The organism is Gordonia sp. GN26, assembly GCF_054823965.1.
The window spans coordinates 1-12,845 of the sequence record NZ_JSYC01000096.1 but is presented as its reverse complement, the minus strand read 5'-3'; the positions used below and the strand labels follow the sequence as shown (position 1 = coordinate 12,845).

Below are 12,845 nucleotides of genomic sequence, written 5' to 3'. Positions count from 1 at the left end.
GTTAGTGACCGGTCATGCGCGCGCTACCGGCGGATCGCGCCGTTGATCATCATGGCGATCGCCAGTGCTCCCGCCTGGTTGACGTGATACGGCATCGCGATCCGGTTCGACAGTGCGCTCTCGTACCAGGGATTGATCAGATTGCACGGATCGTGGCCGAGCGACCCGCGATTGGCGTCGACGAAACGGCCCTCGACCTTGGTCGTCGCACGCAGGAGAGCGTCGTTGGCGCGGTGGAAGACCTGGCGCATCCACCGGGCGTCGGGGTCGCTGAGTGGGATCAGCGGCCAGCAGCCGCTGTTGCCGATGAAGCCGCCGAGGCCGACGACGATGATCTGCGCGCGGGGCGCCTTCTTGCGGATCGCCCGCAGCGCCGGGGTGACGCGGTCCTCCATGCGCTGCACGCGCCACCGGACCTCGTTCTCGAGCCGCGGATTGCTTCGGCAGCGTCGGTCGGTCAGCGGCTGGCGGATCTTGCACTGCGCGAGGATCGCGGCCCACTGCATGTCGTTGCCGCCGATGCTGACGGTGATGAGCTGGGCGTCGCGGGGGACCAGGTTCAGCTGCACAGTCTTCGCGCCGCGCGGGGTGTGCTGCGCGGCGCGATACAGATGCGCCGACTGTGCCCCGGCACACGAGATGTCGACGAAGCGACGCGGCAGCGTCATCGCCGCCACGTACTTCGGGTAGTTGAGCGCCGACCGCTTGCAGCCGTCGAAGTAGCCCGGCGTCGGCGTGAAGAACCCGCCCGACGCGCGCGAGTCGCCCATCGCGATGTAGGGACCGCCGGTGTAGCGGACGGGCGCCGCCTGCGCGGGGGATGCGGTTGCGGCCACCAGTGCCGTCACGAATGCGGTGATAAAGACCGCCGCCAGGACACGTACCCCGCGCTTAGACTCCGGCACCAACTGTTTCCCGCACTTTCCCACGTCCCGACCCACTGTTTCGCTCAGCGAATATTAAGGCAAGCAGATCACGCGCGTGCGCAGAGTGCGTCATCGGTGCTGCTTCTCGGCACTGATTTCGCTTCCGGGAGGGTCGGCGTTACGGCGCCTGCTGATCACGTTGCGTTCTGTCCCGAAAAGCGGCACAAAACGCAACGTGATCACGGAGCGGGAACCTAGAGCCCCAGATCCTTCGCGATGATCGTCTTCATGACCTCGCTGGTGCCGCCGTAGATGCGCGTGACACGGGTGTCGGCGTAGAGGCGGGCGATGGGGTACTCGAGGACATAGCCGTAGCCGCCGTGCAGCTGCAGGCACTTGTCGATGACCTTGCCCGCGGTCTCGGTCGCGAACAGCTTGGCGCGTGCGGCGTCGGGGACGGTCAGCTCGCCCTCGTTGTGCAGCTCGAGGGCACGGTCGACGATGGCGCGGATCGCCTCGACCTCGGCCGAGCATTCGGCGAGCACGAACTTCGTGTTCTGGAATGCCGCGACCGGCTTGCCGAAGACGTCGCGTTCCTTGGTGTAGGCGATGGCGTGCTGAACGGCCGCGGCGGCGGTGGCCGACGCCCCGATCGCGATGGTCAGACGCTCCTGGGCGAGATTGTGGCTCAGGTACTTGAAGCCGGCGCCCTCCTCGCCGAGGAGATCTTCGACCGGCACCTTCACCGAATCGAAGGACAGCTCGGCGGTGTCGGACGCCTTGAGGCCGATCTTCTCGATCTTGCGACCCACCGCGAAACCCTCGGACTTGGTGTCCACCACCAGGATCGACAGACCCGCACGACGGTTCTCGGGATCGAACGGCGTGGTACGGGCGACGACGAGGATGCGGTCGGCGAGGGCGCCGCCGGTGATGAAGGTCTTCGCGCCGTCGAGCACGTAGTGGGAACCGTCCTCGGACAGCTTCGCGGTGGTGGCGATGTTCGCGAGATCCGAGCCGGTGCCGGGCTCGGTCATCGCGATCGCGAACATGATGTCCCCGGAACAGAATCCGGGGATCCAGCGCTCCTTCTGCTCCTGGGTCCCGTACTCCATCAGGTAGGGGAGGATCAGGTTCGAGTGCACCGAGTAGCTGCCGAAGGTGACGCCGGCCGCGGAGGTCTCTTCGGCGATCACCAGGGAGTAGGTGAAGTCGCTGACGCCGCCGCCGCCGAACTCCTCAGGGGCCTCGATACCCAGGACGCCGAGATCGCCGAGCCGGTTGTAGAACTCGCGCGGGGGATGGCCCTGCTTCTCCCAGTCGTGGTAGACGGGCGTGACCTCCTTGGCGATGAAGTCCCGGATCGTCTTGCGGAAGGCCTCGTGGTCCTCGGTGAAGATGCGACGCTGCATATCGGTTCCTAAAGGTGTTGGTGAAGAGGAGGATTGGGTTACTGCTCGCGGTACTCGCGCAGGAGTCCCTTGGAGATGATCTGCTTCTGGATCTCGCTGGTGCCCTCGCCGATGAGCAGGAACGGCGCATCGCGCATCAGGCGTTCGATCTCGAATTCCTTGGAGTAGCCGTAGCCGCCGTGGATGCGGAACGACGCCTGGGTGACCTCGGCGCAGTACTCGCTGCACAGGTACTTGGCCATGCCGGCCGCGACGTCGTTACGCTCGCCGGAATCCTTCAGGCGAGCGGCGTTGACCATCATCAGGTGCGCGGCCTCGACCTTGGTCGCCATCTCGGCCAGCGAGAAGGCGATGGCCTGGTGCTCGGCGATGGGCTTGCCGAAGGTGGAGCGCTGCTGGGCGTACTTCACGCCGAGTTCGAAGGCGCGCTGGGCGATTCCGCACGCCCGCGCGGACACGTTGACGCGGCCGACCTCGACCCCGTCCATCATGTGCGCGAAACCCTTGCCGGGTACGCCGCCGAGGATGTCGGTGGCCGGCGCGCGGTACCCGTCGAAGATGAGCTCGGTGGTGTCGATTCCTTTGTAACCCATCTTGTCCAGCTTGCGGGGGATGGTCACGCCCGGGACCACCTCGCCGAAACCGGCGGGCTTCTCCACCAGGAAGGTGGTCAGGTTCTTGTGCGGGCGCTCCTCGCCCTCCTCGGTACGGACAAGGGCCGCAACAAGAGTCGACGACCCGCCGTTGGTCAGCCACATCTTCTGGCCGTTGATGACGTAGTTGTCCTCGCCGTCGCGCTTCGCGGTCGTCTTGATCGCCGCGACGTCGGAACCGAGTTCGGGCTCGGACATGGAGAAGGCGCCACGGACCTCACCGGTGGCCATCCGCGGCAGGAAACGCTGTTTCTGCTCGTCGGTTCCGTGCTGGCGCAGCATGTACGCGACGATGAAGTGGGTGTTGATGACGCCCGAGACGCTCATCCAGCCGCGCGCCAGTTCCTCGACGCACAGGGCATAGGTGAGCAGCGATTCGCCGAGCCCGCCGTACTCCTCGGGGATCATCAGGCCGAACAGGCCCATCTCGCTCATGCCGTCGACGATCGCCTGCGGGTATTCGTCCGCATGCTCGAGTTCCTGCGCATTCGGGATGATCTGTTTGTCGACGAAAGACCGCACGTTGGCGACGATCTCGGTCTGGATCTCGGTGAGGCCCAGGGTCTGCGCGAGACGGGTCATGGTGGTGTGTTCTCTCCCGTGAACGGGCGGTGCGGGGTCGCACCGACGGGTGGATGTGGGACGCAACGTAACCAAGCATGCCGTCCGGCGACCGCCGGAAGTAGACGCGATGCGCTAAGGGTGCGATAGCGCGGGCCAATGACAGACGCCGTCTCCGAAGACGGATCGAACAGTGTTCGCGCCTAACCCTCCGATAGGGCCGACCAATGAACGCTGCTCAGGGCGTTGTGATCGCAGACACATAGGCTGTGACAGTCGGAGCGTTCACCGAGCGCCTGTTGCGGCGACGGGAACATGGCCCGTTCAATCGGGTGCAGATGTGATCCACCCCACTGGATCGGCATCGTCCTCAGACCCCCGATTCCATTCCCCCTGGAAGAGGTAACCCTCATGACGGTCACGACCGCCTCCGGCTCCGGCTCCGGCAGCAAGCCCTCGGCGTCCGCTGCTGCCGACGCCCCCATCACCTCCGACTTCGAGAGTGTTCCCACCCCGCGCGGCGGCTACGGTCCGCTCGGCGAACGCCGCCTCACCGCCTGGGGGCTCACGTCCCTGCTGGTGAGCCTGTACGTGATCAACTACGCCGACAAGGCCGTGCTGGGCATCATCGCCAAGCCGCTCCGTGTCGAGCTCGACCTCACCGCGGCTCAGATCGGTCTCGTCGGCAGCCTGTTCTTCCTCACCTTCACCATCGGCGGCTTCTTCGCCGGTCTGCTCAACCGCTGGATGACGCTGCGCTGGTCGCTGGTCCTCCTCGGCCTGTGCTGGGCGGCGGCCATGTTGCCGATGATCGCGGTGGCGGGCTTCGCGGTCCTCCTCATCAGCCGGCTGTTCCTCGGCCTCGCCGAGGGGCCGTCGTCGGCGTTGCTGCACACCGCCGCCTACGCGTGGCATCCGCCCGCCCGCCGCGCACTGCCCGGCGCACTTCTCGCCGGTTCCGCATCGATCTCCAAGATCGCGATCGCCCCGCTGCTCACCGTGATCACGGTCAGCTTCGGCTGGCGCTGGGCGCTGTTCTCGCTGGCCGCCGCCGGTATGGTCTGGGCCGTCGTGTGGCTCACGGTCTGGCGTCCGGGCCCGTACATCGCGAGCGGCAAGACCAAGAAGGTCGACGACACCGAGAAGACCGAGGCCTCCCCGGCCGACGCCGAGCCGGCCACCCCGTGGATCAAGATCTTCCTCGCGCCGACCTTCATCACCGGCGCCCTGCTGGTCATGAGCGTCTACGCACTGGTCTCCGTCGTGCTCACCTGGCTGCCGTCGTACTTCGAGGACGGCCTGGGATACAGCCAGTTGCAGTCCGGTTCGATGTTCGCCTTTCCGTCGATCGTCGGCCTCGCCCTCATGCTGCTGAGCTCGGTCACCAGCGACCGGATGATCACCAAGGGGGCATCCCCGCGGGTGCTCCGCATCGTCGTCCCGTCGGTCGGCGTCCTGATCTCCGGTGTCCTGCTGTTCCTGCTGCCGTCGATCAGCACCCCGATCGTCTGTGTCCTGATCCTGTCGGTCGGCTACGGCTTCGCGGCCATGGTGTTCCCGCTGCTCAACGCCGCTGTCGCGGAGATCTGCCCGCCCCGTCAGACCGCAGGCACCCTCGGTGTGTTCCTGGCGATCATGGCCATCGGTGGCCTCGTCGCGCCGTACGCCACCGGCGTCATCGTCGACGCCGCGGCCACTCCGGCCGAGGGATATGCCACCGCGTTCCAGGTCCTCGGACTCGTGGCCTCGGTCTGCGCCGTGCTGGCGCTGGTCTTCGCCAACCCGGTCCGCGACCGCAAGCGTCTGCGCCCGAACGCGGTCCTGACCGCCTAGGCCCATAGGCAGCACCTCATCGTCCGTGAGCGGGAATCGACTTGTCCGCCAGACCTGTTCATGGTCGGCTCGATAGGACGGGTGATTTCCGCTCACGGACGTCCTCGGTTCCATCCACAACGCAATCCACTGCCCGACCTTCTTAGGAGACCTCATGCGCGATGCAGTGATCGTCGACGCCGTCCGCGCCCCGATCGGACGCCGCCGCGGAGCCCTGTCCGGAATCCACCCGGCCGACCTGTCCGCCCACGTCCTCGAGGCTCTCGTCGAGCGGACCGGCGTCGATCCCGCGATCGTCGACGACGTGGTCTGGGGCTGTGTCAGCCAGTCGTCGGAGCAGGCCGGCAACATCGCCCGCACCGCGATCCTCGCGGCCGGCTGGCCGGAGTCGGTGCCCGGCACCACCGTCACCCGTGCCTGCGGTTCGAGCCAGCAGGCCGTGAGCCAGGCCGCCGCCGCGGTCATCTCGGGCCAGCAGGACGTCGTCATCGCCGGTGGCGTCGAGTCGATGAGCCGCGTCGCGATGGGCAGCTCGGCCCCCAACGGCGAGCACCAGCCGGCCACCGTCCTCGACCGCTACGGCATCGACAAGTTCAGCCAGGGCCTCGGTGCGGAGACCATCGCCTCCAAGTGGGGGTTCGACCGGACCCGCCTCGACGAGTACTCCTTGCGCTCACACGAACTCGCGGCCGCCGCCGTCGATCGCGGTGCATTCGACGGCCAGCTCGCCCCGATCTCCGGTGTGCTCGAAGGTGACGAGGGCATCCGCCGTGGCGGCACCCTGGAGTCGCTCGGCAAGCTCAAGCCGGCGTTCGCCGAGGACGGCGTCATCCACGCCGGCAACTCCTCGCAGATCTCCGACGGCTCGGGTGCACTGCTGATCATGTCGTCGGAGACGGCGAAGTCGCATGGGCTGACGCCGATCGCCCGCATCCACACCGCCGTCGTCGCCGCCGACGACCCGGTCGTCATGCTGACCGGCCCCATCCCGTCGACGGCCAAGGCGCTCAAGCGGTCCGGTCTGTCGATCGACGACATAGGCGCCTTCGAGATCAACGAGGCCTTCGCCCCGGTGCCGCTGGCATGGCAGGCCGAGACCGGCGCCGACATCGAACGGCTCAACCCGCTCGGCGGCGCGATCGCCGTCGGTCACCCGCTCGGTGGTTCGGGCGCGATCCTGATGACCCGCCTCGTGCACCACATGCGCGACAACGGGATCCGCTACGGGCTCCAGTCGATGTGTGAAGCCGGCGGTATGGCCAACACCACGATCCTCGAACTCCTCTGACCCCTCTGCTCGAAGCCGGCCGGCGCCACGCCGGCCGGCCAGCAGTCAGCCAGCACTGAAAGGCACACCAGCACAATGGAACTCAAGGGACTCTCGGTCGCCATCACCGGCGGCGCATCCGGTCTGGGCCTCGCCACCGCCAAGCGCGTCCTCGACGCAGGCGGCCTCGTCACCCTGATCGACCTCCCGACCTCCGACGGCCAGGCCGTCGCCGACGGTCTCGGCGCGTCGGCGAGCTTCGCCGCCGCCGACATCACCGACGCCGAACAGTTCGCGGCCGCGCTCGACGTCGCCGACGAGCGCGGTGGCCTGCGTGGCCTCGTGCACTGCGCCGGCGCGGGTCGTCGTATGCGCATCCTCGACAAGGAGGGCAAGGCCGGGTCGGCGGAGGACTTCGAGTTCGTCATCAAGCTGAACCTCGTCGGTTCGTTCCATGCACTGTCGCTGGGTGCCGAGCGCATCGCGCGCCTCGAGCCCATCGACGGCGAGCGTGGCGCCATCGTCATGACCGCCTCCGTCGCCGCGTTCGAGGGCCAGATCGGCCAGATCAACTACTCGGCCTCGAAGGCCGGCATCGTCGGGATGACCCTGGTGGCCGCCCGCGATCTGGCCAGCAAGCTGATCCGCGTCAACACCATCGCGCCCGGCACCATGGACACCCCGCTGCTGGCCCGCCTGCGTGACGATGTGCGCGAGTCGCTCGCGGCGAGCATCCCCAACCCGTCGCGCCTCGGCCGCCCCGACGAGTTCGGCCAGCTCGCGGCGAACATCCTGGAGAACGCCTACCTGAACGGCGAGACCATCCGCCTCGACGGCGCGATCCGCATGGCACCGCGATGAGCGCCGGGGCGCCGACGACGCTCAACTACCCGGACACGAGCATGGCGGTGCTGCCGGCCAGCATGGCCGCGCTGTACGGCGATCGTGCCGCGGTGGTCGACGGGGACACGACGCTGACCTACGCCGAACTCGACGCGCGTTCGGCGGCGGTGGCTTCTGCGCTCCGATCGGCGGGTGTCGCCGAACGTGGCGTGGTGCTGATCTATCTCACCAACAGCATCGAATTCGTTGTCTCCTACTACGGTTCGCTGCGGGCCGGTGCCACGGTCACTCTCGTCAATCCGTTGCAGCCGGTTCCCGGCCTGCATCGCCAGATCGTCGAGACGGGCGCGGTGGCCGGCTTCACGCAGGTCGAGCAGTCCGATCGGCTCCTGTCGGCTGCCGCGGACTCGCCGCTCTCCACCGTGGTGGTCGTCGACGGCTCGGCCGCGGCGGTCGAGGGCACGCGGGTCGAGGGCGTACGGGTCACCTCGCTCGACGAGTTCGTCGTCGGACACAGCGAGGCGCCCGACGTCACCGTGACCACCGAGGACGTCGCGCACCTGGCGTTCACCGGTGGGACGACCGGTGTCTCGAAAGGCGTTCGGGTACTTCATCGCAACGTTCTCGGCAACGCCACCCAGATGATCGGCTGGCGTGCCGGCCATGCGATCGAGGTCGGCGACGACGGCCTGCTGCGGTTGACGCCGCGCCCGGGCTCCGATCGCGGAGTGGTTCCGGGTGACGCCGCGACCGTCGTCGTGTCGCCGCTGTTCCACGCCCACGCGCTGATCAACATGACCTTCCTGTTGCTGTGTGGTGCAACGCATGTGCTCGCCGGACGATTCGAACCCGGCCGGATGCTCGCGCTGATCGAGCAGTACCGGGCGTCGTATGTGACCGGTAGCCCGGCGATGTGGCATGCGCTGGCCGTCCACCCTGATGTCGAGTTGCGCGACCTGACCTCGGTGCGTGTCGTGTCCTCGGGCGCCGCGCCGATCGACCTGGTGACGCTCGAACAGCTCGAGAAGGCATTCCCCGCCGCGGCGATCATCGAGGGCTACGGCCTCACCGAGGCGACCTGCCTGGTGTCCTCGGCGCCGCTGACCGCCGAAGGTCAGTACCGGCTCGGCAGCGTCGGACTCCCGACGTTCGACACCGAGGTCGAGATCCGCGCCGCCCACGACTCGACCGTCGTCCTGCCGGCGGGGGAGCGGGGGCAGCTCTGGGTCCGCGGACCGCAGGTCACCGACGGTTACCTCGGACATCCCGAGAAGACCGCGGAACAGTTCGTCGACGGCTGGCTCGACACCGGCGACATCGCCTTCCGCGACGCCGACGGCTACATCTACATCTGTGACCGCGCCAAGGACATGCTGATCTACAAGGGCTACAACGTGTATCCGCGAGAGCTCGAGGAGATCCTGGTGACCCACCCCGATGTCGCGGCCGCCGCGGTGGTCGGACGCGAGGCCGGACCCATCGGCCAGGAACCGGTGGCGTTCCTGGTCCCCAAGGACGGCCACGTCGTCGACGAGGATGCGGTCGCCGCGTTCGTCGCCGAACAGGTGTTGCCGTACAAGAAGATCCGCGACGTCGTCGTGGTGGAGGAACTGCCGACGTCGGCAGCCGGCAAGATCCAGAAGGTCGCCCTACGCGAGCGTCTGACGCACGCCTGACCCTCTTCGCCGGTTGAGCCCTCGCGGTTCCGCCGGTTGAGCCCTCGAGGTTCCGCCGGTTGAGCCCGTCGAAACCTCATAGCCCGAAACCGCGCTCAGCGCGGTTTCGGGCTATATCTTTTCCGGAGTTGCACAGACAAAGCGGCCGGCCCACCTCTGAGGAGGATGGGCCGGCCGCTTTGTCGTGAGCTCAGCGCTGGGCGTTCTTGGTGCCCTGCTTGTAGAGGTTGCGTCCGATGATGAGGCGCTGGATCTCGCTGGTGCCCTCGTAGAGGCGCAGCAGGCGGACCTCGCGGTAGATGCGTTCCACCGGAACGTCGCGCATGTAGCCGCTGCCGCCGTGAATCTGGACGGCGAGGTCGGCGACCTTGCCCACCATCTCGGTGCAGTACAGCTTGGCGGCCGACGGTGCGACGCGCCGGTCGGTGTTGTCGACCCAGGCCCGCGCGGCCTCGCGCACCAGCGCGCGGCCGGTCATCACGCCGGTCTGCTGGTCGGCCAGCATGGCTTGGACCAGCTGGAACTCGCCGATCGGGTTGCCGCCCTGGGTGGCGGTGGCAGCCCAGGCGATCGACTCGTCGAGGGCACGCTGGGCGGTACCCACCGACAGTGCGGCGATGTGCACGCGACCGCGGGCGAGCGACATCATCGCGGCCTTGTAGCCGACGTCCTCGCTGCCCCCGATGAGAGCGGCGTTCGGGACGCGCACGCCGTCGAAGTGGACGTCGGCGGTCCAGGCGCCCTCCTGGCCCATCTTGCGGTCCTTGGCGCCGACCGTGAGCCCGGCCGAGTCGGCCGGGACGAGGAACACCGCGATGCCGGTGCCGTTCTCGTCGGCCGGGCGGGTGCGGGCGAACACGACGAACAGGTCGGCCAGCGGGGCGTTGGTGATGAAGCGCTTCTCGCCGGAGATGACCCAGTCGTCGCCGTCGCGAACAGCCTTGGTGCGCAGGCCCGCGGGGTCCGAGCCGGCGCCCGGTTCGGTCAGTGCGAAGGAGGCGACGACCTCACCCGAAGCGATCTTCTCCAGCCAGGCGGCCTTCTGCTCGTCGGTGCCGAAGTTCACCAGCACCTGGCCGGCGATGCCGTTGTTGGTGCCGAACATCGAGCGCAGCGCCAGTGAGGTGTAGCCGAGCTCCATCGCCAGTTCGGCGTCCTGGGTCAGGTCGAGTCCGAGCCCTCCCCACTCCTGCGGGATCGCGTAACCGAAAAGGCCCATGTCCTTTGCGGTTTGGCGGATGTCCTCGGGAATCGCGTCGGTGTCGAGGATTTCCTGTTCGCGGGGCACGACGACCTCACGCACGAATTCTCGAGTCGCCGCCAGGATGTCGGCGAAGTCTTCCGCGCTCACCTGAGAGGTGGCGGTCGGTTGTTGCATCACTCCGGTCATGGTGCCACTCTTGCGCGTCCACGGTGAGGGGTCCAATACGAAACCGGGATCGCTCCGATAGCCGTTGCGTATGAAACGAACGCGTTCGACGCCGGATTCGCGGGTTAGATTACTGACATCACCCGGCGCCTCACGCCGCTGGTGTCTACACCAGAACCCCCATGGGAAGGACCCGAAGATGTCATCCACCACCGCCCAGCCGCTCCTCGAGGGACGTATCGCCGTCGTGACCGGTGGCGCCCAGGGCATCGGCTTCGAGATCGCCCGGTCCTTCGTGGACGCGGGCGCCAAGGTGGTTCTGGGTGATCTCAATCTCGACGCCGCGCAGGCCGCCGCCGACAAGCTCGGCGGCCGCGACGTCGCCCGCGCCGTGAAGTGCAACGTGGTCAACGGTGACGAGGTCGACGCGCTGCTCGCGGAGGCGGTCGACGGTTTCGGCTCGCTCGACGTCCTGGTCAACAACGCCGGCATCACCCGCGACGCCACCATGCGCACCATGACCGAAGAGGACTTCGACCTGGTGATCTCGGTGCACCTCAAGGGCACCTGGAACGGCACCCGCAAGGCGGCAGCGATCATGCGCGAGGCCAAGCGGGGTGCGATCGTCAACATCTCGTCGCTGTCGGGCAAGGTCGGCATGGTCGGCCAGACCAACTACTCCGCCGCCAAGGCCGGCATCGTCGGCATGACCAAGGCCGCCGCCAAGGAGATGGCGCACCACGGCGTGCGGGTCAACGCGATCCAGCCCGGTCTGATCCGCTCGGCGATGACCGAGGCGATGCCGCAGAAGGCCTGGGACCAGAAGATGTCGGAGATCCCCATGCACCGCGCAGGCGAGGTCGGCGAGGTCGCCAGTGTCGCACTGTTCCTCGCCTCGGACATGTCCTCGTACATGACCGGCACCGTGCTCGAGGTGACCGGCGGCCGCTTCATGTGAGACCTGTTCTCACCCAAACTCTTCCACCCGGAACTTCGCGAAAGGTCAACCATGCGAGACGTCGTCATCTGTGAGCCGGTACGTACCCCGATCGGTCGCTACGGCGGGATGTTCAAGAGCCTCACCGCAGTCGACCTGGGCGTCACCGCGCTCAAGGGGCTGCTCGAGCGCACGGGCATCGCCCCGGAGAAGGTCGAGGACGTGATCCTCGGGCACTGCAACGGCAATAGTGAGGCGCCGGCCCTCGGCCGCGTCATCGCACTCGACGCCGGGCTGCCGATCACGGTGGGCGGCATGCACATCGACCGTCGCTGCGGCTCGGGCCTGCAGGCCGTCATCCAGGCCGCCTACCAGGTGTCCGCGGGTGACAACGATCTCGTCGTCGCAGGCGGTGCCGAGTCGATGAGCAACGCCTCCTTCTACTCCGTCGACATGCGATGGGGCGGTGCGCGTACCGGAATCGCCATGCACGACAGCCTCGTCCGCGCCCGCTCGACCGCCGGCGGCAAGCACTACCCGGTGCCCGGCGGCATGATCGAGACCGCCGAGAACCTCCGCAAGGAGTACTCGATCTCCCGCGAGGAGCAGGACGAGCTCGCAGTCGAATCCCACACGCGCGCAGTGCGCGCCCAGAAGGACGGCATCCTCGCCGAGGAGATCATCCCGGTCACCGTTCCCGGCCGCGGCGGCGATCAGGTCATCGACACCGACGAACACCCCCGCCCGGACGTCTCGCTGGAATCACTGGCCAAGCTCAAGCCGATCATGGGCAAGGCCGATCCCGAGGCCACCGTGACGGCCGGCAACGCCAGCGGACAGAACGACGCCGCGTCGATGGCGATCGTCACCACCACCGAGGTCGCCGAGAAGCTGGGCCTGCGCCCGCTCGTCAAGCTCGTGTCCTGGGGTCTCGCCGGCGTCCCGCCGCGCACCATGGGCATCGGCCCGGTGCCGGCCACCGAGAAGGCACTGGCCAAGGCCGGTCTGACCCTCGCCGACATCGACCTCATCGAACTCAACGAGGCCTTCGCCGCCCAGGCGCTCGCCGTCACCCGCGAATGGGGCTTCGGCCGGTTCGGTTCCGGAGGCGACTTCGACCGCACCAACGTCCACGGCTCGGGCATCTCGCTGGGCCACCCGGTCGGCGCGACCGGCGGCCGCATGCTGGCCTCGCTGGCCCGCGAACTGCAGCGCCGCGAGGGTCGCTACGGCCTCGAGACGATGTGCATCGGCGGCGGCCAGGGACTCGCCGCGATCTTCGAGCGGGTTGCCTGACGGACCTCGATACGCGGCGCCCTCGCTCCGCTCGGTCGACGCTACTCGGCCGGCGGGGTGGGGGCGCCGTCTCGTTGTACTGGGCGGTCGCTACTCGGCCGGCGGGGGCGTACTTTCTGCTGGTTGAGTAGG

The 12,845-nt window shown here is 67.8% G+C and carries 10 protein-coding genes; 6 read left to right on the top strand and 4 right to left on the bottom strand.

Annotation, left to right across the window (positions count from 1 at the left end; all coding sequences use genetic code 11):
• Positions 1-23: 23 nt before the first annotated feature.
• The 3 genes from OK17_RS17825 to OK17_RS17815 form a co-directional block, all read right to left on the bottom strand.
• On the bottom strand, positions 24-908 hold the full coding sequence (locus OK17_RS17825; RefSeq protein ID WP_461418246.1) for an SGNH/GDSL hydrolase family protein: 885 nt from the start codon (positions 906-908) through the stop codon (positions 24-26).
• Between the two features lie 212 nt (positions 909-1,120).
• The gene (locus OK17_RS17820) at positions 1,121-2,278 is read right to left on the bottom strand and encodes an acyl-CoA dehydrogenase family protein (protein ID WP_006867394.1); all 1,158 of its coding nucleotides are present in this window, start codon (positions 2,276-2,278) and stop codon (positions 1,121-1,123) included.
• A gap of 38 nt (positions 2,279-2,316) precedes the next feature.
• Positions 2,317-3,513, bottom strand: a complete 1,197-nt coding sequence (locus OK17_RS17815) for an acyl-CoA dehydrogenase family protein (protein ID WP_461418245.1) — start codon at positions 3,511-3,513, stop codon at positions 2,317-2,319.
• Positions 3,514-3,903: 390 nt separating this feature from the next.
• Here OK17_RS17815 and OK17_RS17810 point away from each other — a divergent pair, with 390 nt between their 5' ends.
• The 4 genes from OK17_RS17810 to OK17_RS17795 all read left to right on the top strand — a co-directional run bounded on the left by OK17_RS17810 (position 3,904) and on the right by OK17_RS17795 (position 9,111).
• Positions 3,904-5,325, top strand: a complete 1,422-nt coding sequence (locus tag OK17_RS17810) for an MFS transporter (protein ID WP_461418244.1) — start codon at positions 3,904-3,906, stop codon at positions 5,323-5,325.
• A gap of 154 nt (positions 5,326-5,479) precedes the next feature.
• Positions 5,480-6,613, top strand: a complete 1,134-nt coding sequence (locus tag OK17_RS17805; RefSeq protein ID WP_232718629.1) for a thiolase family protein — start codon at positions 5,480-5,482, stop codon at positions 6,611-6,613.
• 75 nt (positions 6,614-6,688) lie between these two features.
• Positions 6,689-7,453: an SDR family NAD(P)-dependent oxidoreductase gene (locus OK17_RS17800; RefSeq protein WP_232718627.1), complete on the top strand. Its 765-nt coding sequence runs from the start codon at positions 6,689-6,691 to the stop codon at positions 7,451-7,453.
• Positions 7,450-9,111: a class I adenylate-forming enzyme family protein gene (locus OK17_RS17795; RefSeq protein ID WP_461418243.1), complete on the top strand. Its 1,662-nt coding sequence runs from the start codon at positions 7,450-7,452 to the stop codon at positions 9,109-9,111. Before OK17_RS17800 ends, OK17_RS17795 begins: the two co-directional genes overlap by 4 nt.
• Before the next feature lie 190 nt (positions 9,112-9,301).
• Here OK17_RS17795 and OK17_RS17790 read toward each other — a convergent pair whose 3' ends face one another.
• On the bottom strand, positions 9,302-10,501 hold the full coding sequence (locus tag OK17_RS17790) for an acyl-CoA dehydrogenase family protein (RefSeq protein ID WP_461418242.1): 1,200 nt from the start codon (positions 10,499-10,501) through the stop codon (positions 9,302-9,304).
• Positions 10,502-10,679: 178 nt separating this feature from the next.
• On the opposite strand from OK17_RS17790, the gene fabG reads away from it, so the two are divergent.
• Both fabG and OK17_RS17780 read left to right on the top strand, forming a co-directional pair.
• A complete protein-coding gene (gene fabG, locus OK17_RS17785; protein ID WP_461418240.1) occupies positions 10,680-11,438 on the top strand; it encodes a 3-oxoacyl-ACP reductase FabG in 759 nt (252 codons plus the stop codon).
• Between the two features lie 51 nt (positions 11,439-11,489).
• Positions 11,490-12,713 carry an acetyl-CoA C-acetyltransferase gene (locus OK17_RS17780; RefSeq protein WP_461418239.1) on the top strand — a complete coding sequence of 408 codons (1,224 nt, stop codon included), beginning with the start codon at positions 11,490-11,492 and terminating at the stop codon, positions 12,711-12,713.
• Positions 12,714-12,845: the final 132 nt, after the last annotated feature.